The organism is Enterobacteriaceae endosymbiont of Donacia bicoloricornis, assembly GCF_012567955.1.
GTDB lineage: Bacteria > Pseudomonadota > Gammaproteobacteria > Enterobacterales > Enterobacteriaceae.
In genome coordinates, this window is record NZ_CP046186.1 from 183593 (window position 1) to 206233 (window position 22641).

Below are 22641 nucleotides of genomic sequence, written 5' to 3' on the forward strand. Positions count from 1 at the left end.
GTAAAATATTTTTTTGAATAATATATTTGTAATGGTTATTAGAATTTTTGAAAATATGCATATTTGTTAATATTTTACCACAAGAGTTACAATGAACAGCATTTAAAAAATTTAAATTATTTTCTAATCTATTAATATCAATTGTTAATTGATTTTGTAAAAAAATCTTACTATCATTTCCTTTTATATTTATAATTTGTAAACCATTTAAATAAAAAATTTTTGATAAATTATCTTTTTTTTCTTTTATGTTTATTTTTTCTATATAGTTAGACATTTTTATAAAAAATATTATTGTTTTAAATATTAAAATTATTTTTTGGTAAAATTTGATGTAATTCTTGTAAAGAAAATACTCTTTTTTTAAAATTTTTTCCTATAGAAACTAAGCTAGCCTTAGCACCATTAATGGTTGTATTATAATAAATATTATTTTGTAAAGCTACAATTCTAATTAATTTAGAATTCTCAATAGATTCTTTTTTTTCTACAATATTAATTATATAAGAATATTTTTTATTTTTAATAAAATCAATTATATTAGGTTTCTTTTCTGTAGATTTTCTAACTATTTTAACTAATAAATTTAATTTTCTTAAAAATTTAGCAGTACCATATGTAGCTTCAATTTTAAAACCATAATCTATTAATTTTTGAACTATTGGAAAAATTAATTTTTTATCTTTATTTTGTACAGATACTAATATAGTACCATATTTTCTAATATAGAATTTAGTGCCCAATATAGCCTTATAAAAAGCTTCTGCAAAAGAAAAACCTATACCCATAACTTCTCCTGTAGATTTCATTTCTGGTCCTAAAATAGGATCTATATTATCAAATTTATTAAAAGGTAACATTACTTCTTTTACACTAAAATATGGGGGAATAATTTCTTCATCAAGATTTAAATCTGATAAAGTTCTACCTAGCATAACTAATGCTCCCATTTTTGCTAATGGGATATTTATTGCTTTAGAAATAAAAGGAATTGTCCTAGATGCTCTAGGATTTACTTCTATTATATAGATTTTATTGTTTTTTATAGCAAATTGAATATTTATTAATCCACATACATTAATTTTAATAGCTAATTTCTTTGTTTGAATTTTAATTTTTTCTAAAATTTTTTTACTTAAAGTTCGTGTTGGGAAAGAACATGCAGAATCTCCAGAATGAATTCCTAAATATTCAATATGTTCCATAATACCACCTATAAAAATATTTTTTTGATCACAAATAGCATCAACATCAACTTCTATTGCATTTTCTAAAAATTTTTCTAATAAAACAGGAATATTATTTTTTATATTTAACAAATAATAATTTTTTAAATCATTCTTATTATATATAACTTCCATAGATCTACCTCCTAAAACATAGGAAGGTCTAACTATAATAGGAAAACCTATTTTTTTTGATTTTTCTAATGCTTCACTTAAATTTTTAACCATATAATTAACAGATTGTTTTAAATCTAGAGAATTAATAATATATTGAAATTTTTTTCTGTTTTCAGCAAGATCTATAGATGAAGAGCTTGTACCTAAAATATTAATATTTTCTTTTTCTAATTCTTTAGCTAAATTTAATGGTGTTTGTCCTCCATATTGGATAATTACTCCTTGAGGATTTTCTATCCTAATAATTTCTAATATACTTTCTAAAGTAATAGGTTCAAAATATAGTCGATCAGAAATATCATAATCAGTAGATACAGTTTCTGGATTACAATTAATCATAATTGTTTCAAAATTATTTTTACGTAATATCATAGATGCATGTACGCAACAATAATCAAATTCAATACCTTGTCCTATTCTATTAGGCCCGCTACCTAAAATAATAATTTTATTTTTATTATTGTTAGGATTAGCTTCACATTCTGTCTCATATGTTGAATATATATAAGCAGTATTAGTTTGAAATTCAGCAGAACATGTATCCACTCTTTTATATACTGGATGTATATCTAATTTATATCTTAATTTTCTTATTTTTTCTTCAGAAGTGTTAAATAGATTGGCTAATCTAGCATCAGAAAAACCTTTTTTTTTTAAATTAAAAAAACATTGTTTATTATATAAATATTTTATATCTTTTTTTTTTAATCTATTTTCAATATTAATTAAATTTTCTATTTGGATTAAAAACCATTTATCTATTTTAGAATAATTATATATATCTTCAATAGATATACCTACACGCATAGCATCTGCAATAAATCTGATTCTATCAGGACCTGGTTTTTTTAATTCTTTTATAATTAAATTATAATTTTTTTCATTTTTAAATAAATTAATTTTAGGATCAAAACCGTTAATACCAATTTCTAAACTACATAAAGCTTTTTGAATGGATTCTTGAAAAGATCTCCCTATAGACATTACTTCACCTACTGATTTCATTTGTGTTGTTAATCTATCATTAACATTATGAAATTTTTCAAAATTAAATCTAGGTATTTTAATTACTATATAATCAATAGATGGTTCAAAAGAAGCAGTAATATGATTACTTGTAATATCATTTATTAATTCATCTAATGTATAACCAATAGAAAGTTTAGCGGATATTTTTGCAATTGGAAAACCTGTAGCTTTAGATGCTAATGCTGATGAACGTGATACACGGGGGTTCATTTCAATTACCATTAATTTTCCTGTTTTTGGATTTACAGCAAATTGTACATTAGCTCCTCCTGATTTAATATCCATAGCTTTCATAATTGATATCGAAGCATTTCTCATTATCTGATATTCCTTATCGGATAAAGTTTGAGCTGGAGCTACGGTAATTGAATCTCCTGTATGAATACCCATAGGATCTATATTTTCAATTGAACATACAATAATAGAATTACCATTTTGATCTCTTATAATTTCCATCTCATATTCTTTCCAACCTATTAATGATTCATCAATAATTAATTCATGATTAGGAGATAAATTAAAACCATTTTTACAAATTTTTTTAAATTCTTTTATATTATTTGCTATTCCTCCACCACTTCCTCCCATAGTAAATGATGGACGTATAATACATGGAAAACCAATTTTTTTTATATTATTTATTGCTTCATCAAGATTATGAACAATTGAAGAATAAGGAACATTAAATCCTAATTTTTTTATAATATTTGAAAAATAATTACGATTTTCTGCTTTATTTATAGTTTCAATTGACACACCAATAATTTCTACATTAAATTTGTCTAAAATTTTATTTTTATGTAAATCAATAATACAATTTAAGGCTGTTTGACCACCCATTGTTGGTAAAATAACATCAGGTTTTTCTTTTTCTATAATTTTAGCTATAATTTTCCAATTCATAGGTTCTATATACGTAATATCAGAAATATCGGGATCAGTCATAATAGTAGCTGGATTAGAATTAACTAAGATTAAATTATAGCCTTCCTCTTTTAAAGCTTTACACGCTTGAGTGCCAGAATAATCAAATTCACAAGCTTGACCAATAACAATTGGTCCAGAACCTAAAATCATAATATTTTTTATATCAATACGTTTTGGCATTTTATAATCTCTTATATTTTTTTTTACAATATATTTGAATTAATTCTATGAAATAATCAAATAAAATAGATGCATCATGTGGTCCAGGACTAGCTTCAGGATGTCCTTGAAAGCCAAAAACAGGTTTATTTATACAATGAATTCCTTGGATAGTATTATCAAACAATGATTTATGTGTAATTTCTAAATTCTTAGGAAAATCATTAGGATCAATAGTAAATCCATGATTTTGAGTAGTAATCAATACCTTATTACGTTTTAAATCTTTAACAGGATGATTACTTCCATGATGTCCTATATCCATTTTTTTTATTTTTGCTCCATTAGCAATAGCTAATATTTGATGACCAAAACAAACTCCAAAAATTGGGATATTCGTTATTAAAAATTTTTTTATAGTATTAATAATAGAAAAACATGGAGTAGGGTCTCCAGGACCATTAGATAAAAAAATACCATCTGGATTTAATAAAATTATATTTTCATAACTAGTAAAAGCTGGAACAACAGTAATTTTACATTTTCTATTGATAAACATGTTTAAAATACTTTTTTTAACACCAAAATCTATTACTACAATATGTATTGAAAATATATAATTTTTAATTACTGTAGGTAAAGAATAAACTTTTTTTGTTGTAATATTTTTTATTAAATTAATTCCTTGTAATCCTTTATATTTATTAATTTTTTTTAAGATATTTTTATAATTAAAATTTTTTTTAGTAACTATTAATCCTATTTTATTAATTTTTTTATTACGTATTAATCTTGTTAAATATCGAGTATCTATTCCTTCAATAGCAATAATATTATTCTTTTTAAGAAATATATCTAAATTTTCTGTACTACGATAATTACTTGATATTTTAGATAAATTATTAATAATAAGCCCTTTTAAATAAATTTTTGATGATTCATTATCTTTTAAATTAGTTCCTACATTACCAATATGTGGATATGTTAAAATAACAATTTGTTTATAATAAGAAGGATCAGTAATTATTTCTTGATAACCAGTAATTGCAGTATTAAATACTACTTCTCCGATAACAGTACCTTCAACTCCAATAGATTTTCCAAAAAGCTTAGTTCCATCTTCCATTAATACTATGGCTTTATTATTCAAATTTATTCTCCATAATCTATATAAAATATTATATATAATTTATATATTTATACTATTTAAATATATAAATATTCTATTTTAGAATTTTATAGAAGAAAATACAATCTAAAATTAATTAAGAAATTTTTAAATTTAAAAAATAAAATTTTTTTATGGTAAAAAATATTTAACTAATAAATATATATTACTCTCTTTATAAGAGATAAAAAGAGAGTAAATTTATAGTTTTATTTTTTAATTTTAGTTAAAGATTTCATATGAATCATATAATTTCTTAAAATATAACCTATTTTTTCTATAGGATGATTTCTAATATTATAATTTAAATCACGTAAATATTTATTATTTATTAATTTATTTTTTATTTTAACAATACCTAAATCTTCTGGTGTAAGATTATTAATAAAATTTTTTAATAAAGGAATAGCATTATTAGAGAATAAATAATTACCGTATTCTGCTGTATCTGATATAACTCTATTCATTTCATATAATTTTTTTCTTGCAATAGTATTAGCAATTAAAGGTAATTCATGTAGTGATTCATAATATGCTGATGACGGTGCTATACCTGATTCCACCATTAAATCAAATGATAATTCAATACTACTTTTAATTATAGAAATCATAAAAATCCCTTTATCAAAAAAATTTTGTTCTTCTATATGATTATCTTGAGTATTTTTAGTTTTTTCGAAATTATTATCTTGATATATTTTTCTCCATTTAATTAAATTAAGATTATTATTATTCCAATCCTCTATTAGTTTTTTTGAAAATTTTCCTGAAATTATATTATCTATATGTTTTTTAAATAAAGGTTTTAATTTTTTTTTTAAAATTAATGATAATTCATAAGCACGTATTTTACTAAAATTATTTAATCTATCCATCATCAAAGTAATACCTCCTTGTTTTAAGGATTCGGTAATAGATTCCCATCCAAATTGGATTAATTGTGAGGCATATGATGAATTAATATTTAATGTTAATAATTTATCAAATAATAAAATTGATGCTGTTTGTAACATACCACATAATACTGTTTGTTCTCCCATTAAATCTGATTTTACTTCAGCAGCAAAAGAAGATTCTAATACTCCAGCTTTATGACTTCCTATAGAAAAAGCCCATGCTTTAGCTATATTAAATCCATTATTATGAATACCATTTTGATGAACAGCAATTAAAGCTGGAACTCCAAAACCTCTTTTAAATTCTTCTCTTACTTCAGTACCAGGACATTTAGGAGCTACCATAATAACAGTAATATTTTTAGGAATTTTTTCTCCTTCTTCAATAATATTGAAACCATGAGAATATCCTAATGTTGCTCCTTTTTTCATTAAAAATTTTATTTTTTTTAAAATATTATGATGATTATTATCTGGAGTTAAATTAATTATTAAATCTGCATTAGGGATTAAGTCTTTATAAGAACCAATATTAAAATTATTTTTATATGCTCTTTGCCAAGATAAATTTTTATTTTTTATAGATTCTTTTTTTAATGCATATGAAATATTTAATCCAGAATCTCTCATATTTAATCCTTGATTTAATCCTTGAGATCCACAGCCTATAATAACAATATTTTTATTTTTTAAATAATTTATACTATTTGTAAATTCTTCAAATTGCATTAATCTACATTTTTGTAAATTTTGTAATTTTTTACGAAAATTTAAATTATTGAAATAATTATTCATTAAATGAATCCTATATTTTATTAATAAAGTTATTATTTAGTTAATTTTAATTTAGTTTAAGAAAATTATTTTTAATTAAAAATTAATATTTAAATTTTCCATTTTAGAAAAGGAAATTTAAATATTTATTATATAAATTTTAAAAAAATTAAATTTATTTATAATTTAATTTATTTTTATCTCGTACTGCGCCTTTATCTGCACTAGTTGCTAAAAAAGCATAAGCTTTAAGTGCTAAAGAAATTTTTCTTTTTCTTTTAACAAAAGGGGTATATGCTAAATTACCTCTTTTTTGTTCTTCTTCTCTTCTTTTATTTAATATAAAAGATGAAATATCTAATTTTATAGATCTATTTGGAATATCAATTTTAATAATATCACCATTTTTAACTAATGCTATAATACCTTTATTTGCAGCTTCAGGAGAGATATGACCTATAGATAACCCCGAAGTACCTCCAGAAAATCTTCCATCTGTAATTAATGCACAATATTTATCTAATTTCATGGATTTTAAATAAGATGTTGGATATAACATTTCTTGCATCCCAGGTCCTCCTTTAGGACCTTCATATCTTATAACAATAATATCCCCAACAAAAATATGTTTATTTAAAATTGCATATACTGCAGATTCTTGGCTATCAAACACTTTTGCTCTACCTGTAAAAACCATTAATTTTTTATTTACACTAGCAGTTTTAACTACGCATCCATCTTTAGCAAGATTACCATATAAAACAGCTAATCCCCCATCTTTACTATAGGCATACTTGTAGGAACGTATACAACCTTTTTTTCTATTTATATCTAAATTCCACATTTTATTTTGGGTAAAAGGATGTATTGTTTTTATATTTCCAGGAGCAGATTGATAAAATTTTTTAATTTTATTACTATTTGTAATAGTTATATCATATTTATGAATAGTTTCTTCTATTGTTAATCCTAATATATTTCTCGCATGTTTATTTATTAATCCAATTTTATTTAATTCACTTAAAACCCCAATTACACCTCCTGCTCTATGAAAATCTTCCATATAAAATATTTTTGTACTTGGAGAAACCATACATAACCATGGTGTGTTTTTTGATAATTTGTCAATTTTTTTTAAATCAAATGATACTTGAGTTTCTTGCGATAAAGCTAACATATGTAAAATTGTATTTGTTGAACCACCCATAGCAATATCTAACATAGTTGCATTTTCAAATGATTTTTGATTAATAATATTTTTAGGTAAAATATTAATTTCATTATTTATATAGTATTTTTTTGTAATTTCTACTATTTTACGTGCTGCTTTTATACATAATTCTTTACGATTTATATGTGTAGCTAATAAAGAACCATTACCTGGTAAGGCTAAACCTAAAACTTCCACTATACAATTCATTGAATTAGCTGTAAACATTCCAGAACAAGATCCACAAGTTGGACATGCATTTAATTCTATTTTTTTTATATATTTATCTGATTGTTCTAATTTAGCTGATTCAACCATAGCATCTACTAAATCAATTCTTTTAATTTTTGTATTTCCTTTTATATTAATTTTCCCAGATTCCATCGGTCCACCAGATATAAATACAGTAGGTATATTTAGTCGTAAACTAGCCATTAACATACCTGGAGTAATTTTATCACAATTAGATATGCAAATCATAGAATCTGCACAATGAGCATTTATAACATATTCTATAGAATCCGCAATAAGTTCTCTAGAAGGTAAAGAATATAACATTCCATTATGTCCCATAGCTATTCCATCATCTATAGCTATAGTATTAAATTCTTTTGGTACTCCTCCATTTTTTTTTATTTCATCAGCAATAATTTTGCTTAATGTTTGTAAGTGTATATGTCCTGGAACAAATTGTGAAAAAGAATTAACTACAGCGATAATAGGTTTATTAAAATCTTCATCATGCATCCCTGTTGCTCTCCAAAGAGCTCTTGATCCAGCCATATTACGGCCTTTTGTTGTAGTAAACGAACGATAATTAGGCATATTTTTCTTTTTTTTTTAATTAATAAAAATAATTATTTTTTAATATAATCTAACCAATTCCATTTATCTTTTATTTTTCCTTTTAATAAATATAAAAATTCTTTTTGTATATTTTTTGTTATTTTCCCTCTTTTACCATTATTAATTAATATATTATCAACACTACATACAGGAGTAATTTCAGCTGCTGTTCCTGTTAAAAATATTTCATCAGCTAAATATAAAGATTCTCTTAATATTAAAGATTCTTTTATTTTAAAATTAAGATTTTTAGCTATTTTTAAAACTGAATCTCTAGTAATTCCTGGAAGAATTGAAGAATTAAGTGGGGGGGTAAATAAAATATTATTTTTAATTTTAAAAATATTTTCTCCTGCTCCTTCTGAAACAAATCCTAAACTATCTAAAGCAATTCCTTCATCATATCCATTTCTTCGTGCTTCACTTCCAATTAATAAAGAAGATAAATAATTTCCTCCAGCTTTTGCTATACTAGGTATAGTATTAGGTTTAGTTCGATTCCAAGAAGAAATCATAGTATTAATCCCATTTTTTTTTGCATTATTACCAAGATAATTTTCCCAAGGAAATGCACTGATCATTATATCTGTATAATATTTTTGAGGTGGATTTATACCTAAACCTACATCTCCTATAAATACTAAAATTCTAATATATGCTTCGTTAAGCTTATTAATATTAATTATATTATAAACAGCATTCATTATTTCTTTTATATTAAATTTTAATGGGAAACGATAAATTTTAGCAGAATTATATAAACGATTAATATGATCTTTATGGCGGAAAATAACTGGTCCTTTATATGATTTATAACATCTAATACCTTCGAAAACAGAAGTTCCATAATGTAATGCATGAGTCATAACACTAATTTTAGCATCTTCCCATTTTACAATATTACCATTTAACCAAATAAAATCTGCCTTTTTTATAGACATTATTATATTTCCTTATTTTAAGTGATAATAATGTTATCATAAAATTTATGTGATTATTACTATATCTAATACATCTATTAATTTTTTAATTTGTTTAACTAAAAAATCTATAGATTTATAACTTTTTACTATTAATTTAAAATTAATATTTTCTAATTTATATTTTACATTAATATCTATAGTTTTAATTAAAAATCCTCTATGACGAATAATTCTAATTATTCTTTCAATAATATCAGGACTAATGTTTGTTTTAATAAATAATTGATATTTATTCATTTAATTCTTCTCTATCATATTATCATTACTATATCCAGGAGGAACTAATGGCCATACATTATCATATTCATTAATTAAGACATGTAATATATAAGGTTTTTTAACAGAAAAAATTTTTTTTAAACTTTTATCAACCTCATTTTCATGGCTAATACTATGACCTGAAATTCCAAAAGATTTAGCTAATTTTATAAAATCTGGATTATCATATAAAGTAGTTTCACTATATCTTTTTTTAAAAAAAAGTTCTTGCCATTGTCGTACCATACCTAATCTTTTATTATCTAATAATATAATTTTTATAGGTAAATTTTTTCTTTTAATTGTACTTAATTCTTGTATATTCATTATAAATGATCCATCACCTGAAATACATATAACATTATTATCAGGTTTTGCTATTTGAGCACCAATAGCAGCAGGTATACCAAAACCCATAGTTCCTAATCCACTAGAAGTAATAAAATTTTTAGGATTAGAAAAAGTTATATGTTGTGCAGTCCACATTTGATGTTGACCCACATCAGTTGTAATAATAGTTTTTTTACTTTTAATATCTGATAATTTTTTAAGTAGAAAAGGAGCGTAAATTTTATTATTTTTTATAAAAAAATTATATTTATAAGAATATTTTTTTTTTATTTTTTTTATATAATTTTGCCATTTTAAAATATTTTTTGGTTTTTTTAATAATGGTATTAAAAGATTTAAATCTCCTAATAATTCAACATTTACTTTACAAATTTTATTAATTTCTGCTGGATCTATATCCATATGTATAATTTTTGCATAAGGTGCAAATTTTTTTATATTACCTGTTACTCTATCATCAAATCTAGCACCAATAGCTATTAATAAATCACATTTTTGAACAGTATAATTAGCTGCTTTATTTCCATGCATTCCTAACATTCCTAAATGATACGGATGTTTATTATTTATAGTACCTAATCCTTTTAATGTGACAACTGTTGGTATTTTAGAAATTTTTACAAATTTTCTTAATGTATAAACTGCATTACCTATATTTACTCCTCCTCCTATATATAATATAGGCATATTAGATTTTTTTAATAAAAAATTAGCTTCTTTAATTTTTTTTTTTGAATATTTTTTTTTATTAATATGAATTTTTTTTTTATTTTTTAATTTTATTATTTTAGGTAATTCAGATAATTGTATGTCTTTTGGTATATCTATTAATACAGGACCAGGTCTATTAGATACCGCTATAAAGAAAGATTTTTTTATTATTTTAGCTAATTCTAGCGATGAAGTAATTAAAAAACTATGTTTAGTACATGATAAAGACATTCCTATAATATCTATTTCTTGAAAGGCATCAGTACCAATTAATGGTAAAGGTACTTGTCCTGTAATTGCAATAATAGGGACAGAATCAACCATTGCATCTGCAAGACCTGTTATTAAATTTGTAGCGCCAGGACCTGATGTTGCGATACAAACTCCTACTTTTCCAGTAGCTCTAGCATATCCAATAGCAGCCATAGCAGCTCCTTGTTCATGCCTACATAAAATATGTTCTATATCCTCATTATATAATGCATCATAAAGAGGCATAATAGCTCCACCAGGATATCCGAATACCGTTTTAACATTTTGTTTTTTTAATTCTTGAATTATACATTGTGCTCCATTCATATTTAAAACCTCTTTAAATGTTATAAAATAATATGCATAATTCAATTTAATTTACTTTAATTTTTTAAAATTTAAAAAATATGATTGTTATTTTGATATGTTATTAAAATTTTTGAAAAATTATATAATATTATTTAATTTAAACAAGAATAAATATTCTTATTATTTAAATATAAACTTGTTAATTTTTATTTTCTTATATAAATATATATATTTAATTTACAAACAGGGGTGGAGGGATTTGAACCCCCAACCATTGGTTTTGGAGACCAATATTCTACCAATTAAACTACACCCCTTTTATTTTAAAACCTACTATAATAAATAAAATATATTATAGTTATATATATATCAACTTATTAATTTAATTAAATTATATAACTAGATTATTAATTTAAATTTTATTTGTCAAATTTTTAGAAAAAATATAATATAAATTATTATTTATATTGTTTTTTTATAAAATTTTTTTTATATAAAAGGATAAAATATGACAGAATGGAGTATTGGTAAAATAAAGAAAATAACATATTGGACAGAAAACTTATTTAGTATTATTTTAAATGCAAAAATTAACAATTTTTATGCAGGTCAATTTACAAGATTAGCATTAAAAATTAATAACAAAAAAATAAAAAGAGCTTATTCTTATATAAATTCTCCACAAAATAAAAATTATGAATTTTATATTTCCAATATTAAAAATGGTAAATTAAGCACAAATTTATATAATTTGAAAGTTAATGATAAAATTTTTATTTCTAAAAATTCATCAGGTATTTTTACTTTAAATAATATTAAATCTTGTGAAAATTTGTGGATGTTATCAACAGGAACTGGAATTGGACCTTATCTTTCAATATTACAAGATAAAATATGTTTTAAAAAATTTTCAAAAATTATTTTAGTACATTCTATAAGATATATAAAAGATTTTAGTTATTTAAATTTATTAAAAAAAATACAAAATAAATATTTTGATCAATTAATAATTCAAGTTATTTTAACTAGAAATATTAATATAAATAAAAATATTTTATATGGTTATATTCCTAATTTAATAAAAAATGGAAAATTAGAAAAAAAAATAGGATTAAAAATTAATAATAATAATAGTCATGTGATGTTATGTGGAAATCCAGAAATGATTAAACAAACACAAAATTTTTTAGAAAAAACTAGAAATTTATCTAAAAATTTAAAAAAACAAAATGGTAATATAACATCTGAAAGATATTGGTAAAATAAACTATAAAGAAAATAATATGACAAAATTTTTGATTATTGCTAATTGGAAATTAAATGGTAATTATAAATTTATAAATAAAAATATAAATTTAATTAAGAAAAAAATATATAAATCATTATATTTTTGTAATTTATCAATAGCTCCTCCTTATATATATTTAGGTTATATTAATAATTTATTAAAAAATACATCTATATCTTTAACTGCACAAAATGTTGATATACATACAAAAGGATCTTTTACTGGAGAAATATCAATTAAAATGTTAAAAGATGTTGGAGTAAAATATGTAATAATTGGACATTCAGAAAGAAGATTTTTTCATAATGAAAATAACGATATTATATCTAAAAAATTTATTTTAATTAAAAATAATGGATTAATTCCAATATTATGTTTAGGGGAGACAGAAAAACAAAAAAAAAGAAATGAGACAGAAAAAATTTGTATACAACAAATCAATTCTATACTAGAAAATAGTAATATTAATATTTTAAATAAAACTATTATTGCTTATGAACCGATTTGGGCTATTGGTTCTGGGAAAAATGCAAACATAAATGAAATACAAAAAACTATTTTATTTATAAAAAAATATATATCATCTTTAAATTCTGAAATAGTAAAAAATATATATTTTTTATATGGTGGTTCTGTTAATGTTTCTAATTTAGATATTTTTTTACAAGAAAAAACTATTAATGGTTTATTAATAGGTAAAGCTTCTTTAACAATAGAAAATTTTATTTCTTTAGTTAAAAAAGCTGAAAAAACAATAAATTCATTCAATAGTTCTTAACATAGGAAATAGAATTACATCTCTAATCGATTGTGTATCAGTAAATAACATAACTAGTCTATCTATTCCTATTCCTAGTCCTGCAGTAGGAGGTAATCCGTATTCTAATGCTTCTATGTAATCTTGATCGTAAAAATTTTTATAAATAATCTTATTATCACTCATATTTTTAATATTTTGTTGTTCTTTAAATCTTTTTTTTTGTTCTTCAGGATCATTAAGTTCAGAAAAACCATTTGCTATTTCCATACCACAAATAAAAAATTCAAATCTATCAGTAAGTAAAGGATTCAAATTGTTATTTCTTGATAATGGAGAAATTTCAGTAGGATATTCTGTAATAAATGTTGGTTCTATAATTTTAGATACAATTTTTTTTTCAAAAATTTCAAAAATAATTTTACCCTGACTCCAACTTGGATTTATATTAACTTTTAATAAGTTAGCAATTTTTACTAATTTTTTATTATCTTCTAAATTATCTAAAGAAAAATTAGGATAAAAATATATAATAGATTCTTTCATAGTTAATTTATGAAATTTTTTATTTAAATCAAAAACATAATTATTATATTTTAATAAATACTTTTTAAATATTTTTTTATATATTTTTTTAAAAAATTTTTCAAAAAAAATCATTAAATCTTTATAATCACAATATGTGATATATAATTCCATCATAGTAAATTCAGGATTATGTTTAGTAGAAATTCCTTCATTTCTAAAATTTCTATTAATTTCGAAAATTTTATTAAAACCCCCGATTATAAGACGTTTTAAATAAAGTTCAGGAGCAATACGTAAATAAATATTTTTATTATAAGTATTATGATATGTTACAAATGGTCTAGCTAAAGCTCCTCCTGGAATATTATGCATCATTGGAGTTTCTACTTCAATAAAATCTCTTTCATTCATAAAATTACGAATATTTAATATAATTTTCGATCTTTTTTTAAAAATATAACGTGTTTTTTTATTCACAATTAAATCTAAATATCTTTTTCTATATTTTATTTCTTTGTCTTGTAACCCATGATATTTATCGGGTAATGATCTAATGGCTTTTGTTAATAAATAAATTTTTTGACAAAAAATAGATAAAACATTAATTTTAGTTTTAAAAAGATAACCAGTAACGCCTATTATATCTCCGATATCATATTTTTTTAAAAAATTTTTATATATTTTTTGAGAAACTTCTTTTTGAGATATATAAATTTGTATATTTCCTGTATAATCTTGAATATTAATAAAAGAAGCTTTTCCCATAATTCTTAAATTTACTATACGTCCTGCAATATTAAATGATTTTTTTTCTAAAAAAATATTTTTATGATTATATTTTTTATATATTTTATCTAATGAAATATTAATTTTAAAATTATTAGGAAAAACTATATTAGTTTCTTTTCTTAATTCTATTAATTTTTTATGTCGAAATATTATTTCATTATTATTAATTTTTTTTTTACTTTCAGACATAATAAAATAATCCTATTTTTATTTTTATTTATAAACCTAATTTTAAACTAGCTTCAATAAATTTGTCTAGATTTCCATTAAGTACATATTGTATATTATTAATTTCTACACCTGTTCTTAAATCTTTAATTCTTGAATCATCTAATATATAAGAACGTATTTGATATCCCCAACTAATATTAAATTTTTTTTTTTCCATTTTCTCTTTTTTTTTTTTTTTTATATTATTTTGTAATTCATATAATTTAAATTTTAGTTGTTTTATAGCTTGAATCTTATTTTTATGTTGTGATCTACTATTTTGACATTGTGTTACCAACCCAGTTGGGTTATGTGTAATACGTACAGCAGATTCTGTACGATTTACATGTTGTCCTCCAGAACCAGAAGATCGATATACATCAATACGTAAATCTTCTGAATTAATAAAAATATTATTATCTTCTTTAATTTCTGGATATATAAAAGTTGAAGCAAAAGATGTGTGTCTTCTACCAGATGAACTAAAAGGACTTTTTCTAACTAAACGGTGAATACCATTTTCTGTACGTAACCATCCGAAAGCATAATCACCTATAATATGTAATGTAGATGATTTAATACCTATAATTTCTCCGGGAGATTCACTTATTATTTTTACTTGAAAATTTTTTTTTTCTGCCCATTTTAAATACATTTTCATTATTATTTTTGCCCAATCTTGAGATTCTATACCACCTGATCCAGATTGGATATCAATAAAACAATTTTTTTTGTCATTTTTTTTAATAAAAATTTTTTTAAATTCTAAATTATTTATTTTATTTTGAATATCAAATAATATTTTTCTTGATTCTTGTAATATTTTTTTATCATTAGTATCGATTGCTAAATTAATTAATTCATTAATATCAATAATTTCTTGATTAAGATTATCTAAAGATAATATTAAATTTTTAATTTTTGTTTTTTTTTTATTTAAAATAAGTAAATTATCAAAATCTTTCCAAATATTGGGATCTTTAATTTTATTTTTTATTACTGATAATTTTTTTTTATATTTTGAATAATTAAAGAAACCCCCTAATAAAAATATTTTTTTTTTTTATTTTTTTTAATTTATTTTTTATTAAGTAAATTTCTAACATATTTCTCCTAATCTTTTAATGAAAAAAGTTTTAATTAAATTTAATATAAAAATTAATTTTAATTACTTTATTTATATCAAGATTAATATATTTAAAATTTATAGAAGTTAAAAATTATTTTTTTGATAAACAATGGCCCTTGTTGGACTTGAACCAACGACCTAACGATTATGAGTCGTTTGCTCTAACCACTGAGCTAAAGGGCCAAACTATCTAATATTATGATATATTTTAAAATTTATTTCAATTAAATTTATGTTTTTTTAATTAAGTAAATAAAATTTATTTTTTCCCCTTAAAATATATAAAAGAATTAATGATGGATGTTTATCTAAAATTTCTTTAACTTTTTTTATATCTATTGTACGTCTCCTATTAATTGATAATATTATATCATCTTTTTTTAAACCTATTATTTCTGCAGGAGAATTAGGAAGTATATTTATAACTTTAACTGCAGTATTTTTCCCCATTTTAAAAAAAACATTTCTATTTTTTAAATCAGTATTAACTAAATAACTCCCTTCAATACCGTAATACATCATATTTTTTTTAAAAGATTCATTACTACAATAATCACCTAATTTTGTTTTTATAATTTTAAAAACTCCTTTTCTTATAATTCCTAATTTAACAAAAGTTCCTGTCATAAAAGTACTTATTTTTGCTTTTAATAAAGCATAACTATTAACTTGTTTATTATTTAATGAAACAATAACATCACCAGGATCTAATGGATTATTTTTAAATGGTATAACGTCACGAATAAAAGTACCTTTATATAAATTATGAATATTCATAACTTTAGCTAATTGAGGATCTAAATCAACTCCATAGATTCCTAAAGAACCTCTTTTTATTTTTCCAAATTTAGTAAATTGATGAATTAAATTTGTTATTGTATTACTAGGTATAGCAAAACCAATTCCAATATTACCTTCATTTGGTGTTAAAATAGCAGTATTAATTCCAATTAAATCTCCATTTAAATTAACTAATGCTCCCCCAGAACTCCCGCGATTAATTGCAGCATCTGTTTGAATAAAATTTTCAAAATTTTCAATATTAAGTCCTGTACGTCCTAATCCAGATATAATACCTGATGTTACAGTTTCACCTAATCCATATGGGTTGCCTATTGCTATAGTATAATCACCAACTTTTAAATTATCAGAATTAGCTATTTTTAAACTTTTTAAATTTATTATATTATTTTTTATTTTTATTAAAGCAACATCCATTTGTGGATCTTGTCCTATAATTTTAGCTTCATATGTTTTTCCATTACTCAATTCTACTGAAATGTATTTAGCATGATTAATAACATGATTATTAGTAATAATTATGCCATTCTTAGCATTTATAATTACTCCAGAACCAATTGCATGAAATTTTTGTTCAAGAATATTATTATTATTTCCACAAATAGGAGTATTTTCATATGGAGATCCTGCTTTACATAATGAAAAATGTTCATTTAAATAATCTTGTATTTTAGGAGGTAATTTAAATTGTGATACAAAAGTACTTCCTTGAACATCAATACTAACAACTGAAGGAGTAACTTTTTTTAATATTTTTGATAAACTTGGTAATGAATGATTATTCCATTTTTTTTTAAAATTAAATGGTAATAATTTAGCACTAGCATATTTTTGTCGTATTGTTATTATAATAACAAAAAAAAATATATAAAAAAATATTTTAAATTTTTTCATAAAAAATCTCTTAATAAAATTTATTAAATTAGATTTATACAAAATTATTTAATTTTAAATAAATACTGATTTTTAATCAGTTTAAGTTTAAAATTATTTAAATAATAAAATATAAATTTTTTTACAAATTATTGTACTTAATATAATATAGATTATATTTAATATAAATATATAAATCTGTATGTTTAATAAATTAAAAATTCTTGCAGCAAAATCAGCAATAAAATATATTAAAAATCATAATATTATTGGAATTGGATCAGGAACAACAATATCTAACTTTATTGATCTTTTATATACTGAAAAAAAAAATATTATAGGTATAGTATCTGCTTCTAGAAGTTCTACAAAAAAATTACAAAAATATAATTTTAATATTTATCAAATCAATAAAGTAAAAAAAATTGGGATATATTTTGATAGTGCTGATGAAATTAATCATAAAATGCAAATGATAAAAGGAGGAGGTGCTGCCTTAACTAATGAAAAAATTATATCTAGTTTTTCAGATTTATTTATTTGTATGATAGATGAATCAAAATATGTAAAAAATTTAGGTATATTACATCCTGTTCCAATAGAAATAATACCTTTAGCAGAAAAATTTATTATTAAACAACTATCATATTTAGGAGCAATAGTTAAAAAACGTATAAATACAATAACAGAACATGGAAATATAATATTAGATGTATATAATTTAAATTTATGTGAACCTCTAAAAATAGAAAAATATATAAATAATATCCCTGGAGTTGTAACAGTTGGTTTATTTACACAAAGATGTGCTGATATAATTATAATAGGTAAACATAATAATACAGTGTCAATAATAAATAAAAAAATTTAAATTCAAATTAATCATTTATTTTTAACAATTTAATTTTTAAAATTTGAATACATTATATGAAAATAAAATTTACTAAAATGCATGCATTAGGAAATGATTTTATTATTATAAATAATATAAAAAAATTCTTTTTTTTAGAAAAAAAAGTGATACAAAAACTATCTAATCGACATTTAGGAATAGGATTTGATCAATTATTATTATTAGAATTATCATTAAATAAAAATATTGATTTTCATTATAGAATTTTTAATTCTGATGGTAATGAAGTAGAACAATGTGGTAATGGAGCACGTTGTCTTGCATTATATTTAAAACTAAAAAAATTAATTTTTAAAAAAAAAATATGTGTAAGTACAAAAAATCGTTTAATATATTTAAAATTTTTAAATGATAATTTTATTTCGGTAAATATGGGTATACCTTTATTTAATCCAAAAGAAATCCCATTTACAACTAACAGTATTAAAAATACATATAAATTATTTTTTAAAAATAAATATATTTATTTTAATGTTGTTTCTTTAGGAAATCCACATTGTGTTGTTCAAGTAAAAAATGTATCAAAAACTCCAATATCATTAATAGGATCATTTTTGGAAAATCATAAATTATTTCCTCAAAAAATTAATGTATGTTTTATGGAATATTTAAATATTAATAATATTAAAATAAGAGTGTTTGAAAGGGGAGTAGGAGAAACTATGTCCTGCGGATCAGGTGCATGCGCAGCTGTTGCAATAGGGGTTAAAAAAAATATTTTAGCTGAAAAAGTATATGTACATCTTACTGGAGGAATTATTATTATATCTTGGCGAGGTAGTAATCATGATTTATACATGCAAGGAAGTGCAAATTATGTATTTGATGGTAAAATATTACTATAATAAATTTTATTTTTATTTTGGTATTTCAGTAAATGAAAAGTCTTAATTTATTAAAAAATTTAAATAATAAACAAAAAGAAGTAGTATCTGAAATAAGAAAAAATTTATTAATATTAGCTGGAGCTGGTAGTGGGAAAACACTTGTATTAATTCGTAGAATAGCATGGTTAATTTATAAAGAAAATTGTGCTCCTAAATCTATTTTAGCTATGACTTTTACAAATAAAGCAGCATTAGAGCTTAAAAAAAGAATTAAATTTTTCATAAAAAATGATCAAAAAAATGATATTTGGATAGGAACATTTCATAGTTTTGCTTATTATATATTAAGAATTTATTATTTAGAGGCAGGATTAACTCAAAATTTTCAAATTATAGATATTTTTGATCAAAAAAATTTTATTAAAAGAATTTTAAAAAAATTATATTTACAAGATAAAAATTATTCTATAGATAATATTTTAAAATATATAAATAATTTTAAAAATAATTTTTTTAATAAAAATAATAATTATTTTAATAAACAAAATTTTTTTTATGATCCAATTTTTTCTAAAATATATATTGAATATAAAAATTTATGTAAAATTACAGAAGTAATTGATTTCAATGATTTAATATTATATTTATATAAATTATTTTTATATAATCCTCATATATTAAAAATATATCAACAAAGATTTAAAAATATCTTAATTGATGAATTTCAAGATACGAATGATTTACAATATAAATTTATATCTTTATTATATAATAAATCTTATAATACTAAAATTTTTCTTGTTGGAGATGATGATCAATCAATTTATGGATGGAGGGGTGCTCAAGTTGAAAATATGTATCGTTTTTTAAAAGATTTTGATAAAGTTAAGACAATTTTATTAGAACAAAATTATCGTTCTACTTCAAATATTTTAAAAGCTGCAAATGAATTAATTTCTCATAATAATACTAGATTAAAAAAAAAATTATGGACTCATGAAAATGATGGAAGACTTATTTATATATATACTGCATTTAATGAATTTGATGAAGCTAAATACATTGCAAAACAAATATATAAAAATTTCATAAAAAAAAATATAGAATTAAATAATTGTGCAATTCTTTATAGAAATAATTTTCAATCTCGTATTTTAGAAGAAGTTATGTTAAAATTTGCTATTCCATATAAAATATATGGAGGAGTACGTTTTTTTGAACGTCAAGAAATAAAATATATTCTATCATATCTAAGATTAATATCCAATTATAATGATGATAATTCTTTTGAGAGAATTATAAATATACCTAAAAGAAATATTGGAGAAAAAACATTAAATATAATAAAATACATTTCTAAAAAATATTTATTAACATTATGGGAATCTAGTATTTATTTATTAAAAAATAAAAAATATTTAAATACTATGTCATTTAATTCATTAAAAAAATTTATTAATTTAATTAAATTTTTAAAAAAAAATATAAAAAATAAACCTTTATCAATTATAATTAAAGAAACCATAAAAGATTCTGGATTATGGGAAATGTATAACAAAAGTTGTTTTACTGAAAAAAATTTTAATAAAATCAATAATTTAAAGGAATTAATTAATGCTGCTGATGATTTTACAAAAAATTCATTGAAAAATAAAAATAATTTTTTTTATAAAAATATTAAAAATAACTTATTAATAAATTTTCTTTCTCAATCATTACTATTAACTGAAGATATTAATCTAAATAAAATAAATCAAAAAATTAATAATTATATACAAATGATGACTATTCATGCGTCTAAAGGATTAGAATTTTCTGAAGTATTTATTATTGGTATGGAAGAAGGTATTTTCCCTAATAAAATTTCTTTTATTAATCAAAATATTAATGAAGAAAGACGTTTAGCATATGTAGGGATTACTAGAGCAAAAAAAAAGTTAACATTAACTTATACAAAAAAACGTTATTTATATGGTAAAGAAATTAATTCAATACCATCAAGATTTATCCAAGAATTACCAGAAAATTGTATAAAAAAAATTAGTTATTTAAATAAAAAAAAATATTTTATAGGACAAATAATCTATCACAAAAATTTTGGTAAAGGAATTATTCTAAAAATAGAAATTATTAAAAATAATATAAAATTACAAATTAAATTTAATAAAATAAAAAAATGGATAATGTCTAATTATATACATTTTTATATATAAAAAAATATTTATAAAATAAAATTTAAAAATATAAATTTATTTATATTATTATTTAAATAATATCCTAATTAGGAGTTATTATGTTAAATGCTTATAAAATATATAACAAACATTTAATTTATATAAAATTAAATAATGATTATAATAATCTTTTAGATGCAATTTGGATTGATTTAATAAAACCTGAAGAAAATGAAAGAAAAAAAATTTTTTCTTTATTAGGACAAAATCTAGCTACTAGACCTGAATTAGAGGATATAGAAGCTTCTGCAAGATTTTTTGAAAATAAAGAAGGATTACATATTCATTCGTTTTTTTTTTATAAAAATAGAGATGAATATGCTGGAATAACTACAGTTGCATTTACAATTAAAAATAATAGATTATATACCTTAAGAGAAAAAGAATTATCTACTTTTCGTCTATATAGAAAACGTATGTATAATCATAATACCATGATATATGGTAATCCTTATGAATTATTATTAGATATATTTGACACTAAAATTGAACAATTAGCTGATAAAATAGAAAATATATATAGTGATTTAGAATCTTTAAGTTGTATTATTATGAAAGGACATCAAAACGATCAATTTGATAATGCACTTTCTACTTTAGCTGAATTAGAAGATATTGGTTGGAAAGTAAGACTATGTTTAATGGATACACAAAGAGCAGTAAATTTTTTAATGAGAAAAACTAGATTACCCAAAATACAAATAGAACAAGCAAGAGAAATCTCAAGAGATATTGAATCACTTTTACCTCATAATGAATCATTATTCCAAAAAGTTAATTTTTTAGTACAAGCTGCAATGGGTTTTATTAATATAGAACAAAATAGAATTATTAAAATTTTTTCATTAGTATCTGTTATTTTTTTACCTCCTACATTAGTAGCATCTAATTATGGAATGAATTTTTCTTCTTTACCAGAATTAAAATGGAAATATGGTTATTTCTATGCCATCATTATAATGATAATTTCAGCATTAGCTCCTTATTTTTATTTTAAAAGGAAAAAGTGGTTATAG

General features: G+C 21.3%; 16 protein-coding genes, 2 tRNA genes and 1 pseudogene. 6 read left to right on the plus strand and 13 right to left on the minus strand.

Annotated elements, in window-relative coordinates:
- The 9 genes and pseudogenes from GJU03_RS00910 to GJU03_RS00950 form a co-directional block, all read right to left on the minus strand.
- Nucleotides 1-277: pseudogene (locus GJU03_RS00910) on the minus strand (tRNA-modifying protein YgfZ); the annotation flags it as partial.
- A gap of 22 nt (nt 278-299) precedes the next feature.
- Complete coding sequence (carB, locus tag GJU03_RS00915) at nt 300-3539, minus strand: carbamoyl-phosphate synthase large subunit (RefSeq protein WP_168918825.1); 3240 nt, start codon at nt 3537-3539, stop codon at nt 300-302.
- Nucleotide 3540: 1 nt separating this feature from the next.
- Complete coding sequence (carA, locus tag GJU03_RS00920) at nt 3541-4668, minus strand: glutamine-hydrolyzing carbamoyl-phosphate synthase small subunit (RefSeq protein ID WP_168918826.1); 1128 nt, start codon at nt 4666-4668, stop codon at nt 3541-3543.
- A gap of 227 nt (nt 4669-4895) precedes the next feature.
- A complete protein-coding gene (gene ilvC, locus GJU03_RS00925) occupies nt 4896-6377 on the minus strand; it encodes a ketol-acid reductoisomerase (RefSeq protein ID WP_168918827.1) in 1482 nt (493 codons plus the stop codon).
- A 154-nt stretch (nt 6378-6531) separates the two neighbouring features.
- Entirely contained in the window at nt 6532-8391 is a 1860-nt protein-coding gene (gene ilvD / locus GJU03_RS00930; protein WP_168918828.1) for a dihydroxy-acid dehydratase, read from the minus strand.
- 32 nt (nt 8392-8423) lie between these two features.
- On the minus strand, nt 8424-9353 hold the full coding sequence (locus tag GJU03_RS00935; RefSeq protein ID WP_168918829.1) for a branched-chain amino acid transaminase: 930 nt from the start codon (nt 9351-9353) through the stop codon (nt 8424-8426).
- A 45-nt stretch (nt 9354-9398) separates the two neighbouring features.
- A complete protein-coding gene (ilvM, locus tag GJU03_RS00940; RefSeq protein ID WP_168918830.1) occupies nt 9399-9632 on the minus strand; it encodes an acetolactate synthase 2 small subunit in 234 nt (77 codons plus the stop codon).
- On the minus strand, nt 9633-11294 hold the full coding sequence (ilvG, locus tag GJU03_RS00945; protein ID WP_168918831.1) for an acetolactate synthase 2 catalytic subunit: 1662 nt from the start codon (nt 11292-11294) through the stop codon (nt 9633-9635).
- 226 nt (nt 11295-11520) lie between these two features.
- Nucleotides 11521-11593 (minus strand) — tRNA-Trp (locus GJU03_RS00950).
- A gap of 191 nt (nt 11594-11784) precedes the next feature.
- Between GJU03_RS00950 and GJU03_RS00955 the strand changes: the two genes are divergently transcribed.
- Both GJU03_RS00955 and tpiA read left to right on the plus strand, forming a co-directional pair.
- Nucleotides 11785-12537: an FAD-binding oxidoreductase gene (locus GJU03_RS00955; protein ID WP_168918832.1), complete on the plus strand. Its 753-nt coding sequence runs from the start codon at nt 11785-11787 to the stop codon at nt 12535-12537.
- 22 nt (nt 12538-12559) lie between these two features.
- Nucleotides 12560-13342 carry a triose-phosphate isomerase gene (gene tpiA, locus GJU03_RS00960; RefSeq protein ID WP_168918833.1) on the plus strand — a complete coding sequence of 261 codons (783 nt, stop codon included), beginning with the start codon at nt 12560-12562 and terminating at the stop codon, nt 13340-13342.
- Here tpiA and lysS read toward each other — a convergent pair.
- From lysS to GJU03_RS00980, 4 genes are all read right to left on the minus strand, one after another.
- On the minus strand, nt 13325-14827 hold the full coding sequence (gene lysS / locus GJU03_RS00965) for a lysine--tRNA ligase (protein WP_168918834.1): 1503 nt from the start codon (nt 14825-14827) through the stop codon (nt 13325-13327). The two genes, tpiA and lysS, sit on opposite strands and share 18 nt — an antisense overlap.
- Before the next feature lie 28 nt (nt 14828-14855).
- Nucleotides 14856-15954, minus strand: a protein-coding gene (prfB, locus tag GJU03_RS00970) for a peptide chain release factor 2 (protein WP_168918835.1) whose coding sequence is annotated in 2 segments (ribosomal slippage) — nt 14856-15878 and nt 15880-15954 — 1098 coding nt in all. Because the reading frame shifts where the segments join, the coding sequence is not laid out codon by codon here.
- A 133-nt stretch (nt 15955-16087) separates the two neighbouring features.
- Nucleotides 16088-16160 (minus strand) — tRNA-Ile (locus tag GJU03_RS00975).
- Between the two features lie 57 nt (nt 16161-16217).
- Complete coding sequence (locus GJU03_RS00980) at nt 16218-17672, minus strand: trypsin-like peptidase domain-containing protein (RefSeq protein WP_168918836.1); 1455 nt, start codon at nt 17670-17672, stop codon at nt 16218-16220.
- 181 nt (nt 17673-17853) lie between these two features.
- Here GJU03_RS00980 and rpiA point away from each other — a divergent pair, with 181 nt between their 5' ends.
- The 4 genes from rpiA to corA all read left to right on the plus strand — a co-directional run bounded on the left by rpiA (nt 17854) and on the right by corA (nt 22641).
- A complete protein-coding gene (gene rpiA, locus GJU03_RS00985; protein ID WP_168918837.1) occupies nt 17854-18522 on the plus strand; it encodes a ribose-5-phosphate isomerase RpiA in 669 nt (222 codons plus the stop codon).
- A 62-nt stretch (nt 18523-18584) separates the two neighbouring features.
- Complete coding sequence (gene dapF / locus GJU03_RS00990; protein ID WP_168919055.1) at nt 18585-19409, plus strand: diaminopimelate epimerase; 825 nt, start codon at nt 18585-18587, stop codon at nt 19407-19409.
- A 32-nt stretch (nt 19410-19441) separates the two neighbouring features.
- Nucleotides 19442-21604 (plus strand): UvrD-helicase domain-containing protein, encoded by a 2163-nt coding sequence (locus GJU03_RS00995; protein WP_168918838.1) that lies wholly within the window; start codon nt 19442-19444, stop codon nt 21602-21604.
- A gap of 80 nt (nt 21605-21684) precedes the next feature.
- Complete coding sequence (gene corA / locus GJU03_RS01000; protein ID WP_168918839.1) at nt 21685-22641, plus strand: magnesium/cobalt transporter CorA; 957 nt, start codon at nt 21685-21687, stop codon at nt 22639-22641.

Coding starts and splice junctions, on each gene's coding strand:
- ilvD (WP_168918828.1), bottom strand. CDS start 8,391: ATGCCTAATTATCGTTCGTTTACTACAACAAAAGGCCGTAATATGGCT.
- carB (WP_168918825.1), bottom strand. CDS start 3,539: ATGCCAAAACGTATTGATATAAAAAATATTATGATTTTAGGTTCTGGA.
- corA (WP_168918839.1), top strand. CDS start 21,685: ATGTTAAATGCTTATAAAATATATAACAAACATTTAATTTATATAAAA.
- GJU03_RS00995 (WP_168918838.1), top strand. CDS start 19,442: ATGAAAAGTCTTAATTTATTAAAAAATTTAAATAATAAACAAAAAGAA.
- GJU03_RS00955 (WP_168918832.1), top strand. CDS start 11,785: ATGACAGAATGGAGTATTGGTAAAATAAAGAAAATAACATATTGGACA.
- GJU03_RS00980 (WP_168918836.1), bottom strand. CDS start 17,672: ATGAAAAAATTTAAAATATTTTTTTATATATTTTTTTTTGTTATTATA.
- ilvC (WP_168918827.1), bottom strand. CDS start 6,377: ATGAATAATTATTTCAATAATTTAAATTTTCGTAAAAAATTACAAAAT.
- GJU03_RS00935 (WP_168918829.1), bottom strand. CDS start 9,353: ATGTCTATAAAAAAGGCAGATTTTATTTGGTTAAATGGTAATATTGTA.
- rpiA (WP_168918837.1), top strand. CDS start 17,854: ATGTTTAATAAATTAAAAATTCTTGCAGCAAAATCAGCAATAAAATAT.
- ilvG (WP_168918831.1), bottom strand. CDS start 11,294: ATGAATGGAGCACAATGTATAATTCAAGAATTAAAAAAACAAAATGTT.
- lysS (WP_168918834.1), bottom strand. CDS start 14,827: ATGTCTGAAAGTAAAAAAAAAATTAATAATAATGAAATAATATTTCGA.
- ilvM (WP_168918830.1), bottom strand. CDS start 9,632: ATGAATAAATATCAATTATTTATTAAAACAAACATTAGTCCTGATATT.
- tpiA (WP_168918833.1), top strand. CDS start 12,560: ATGACAAAATTTTTGATTATTGCTAATTGGAAATTAAATGGTAATTAT.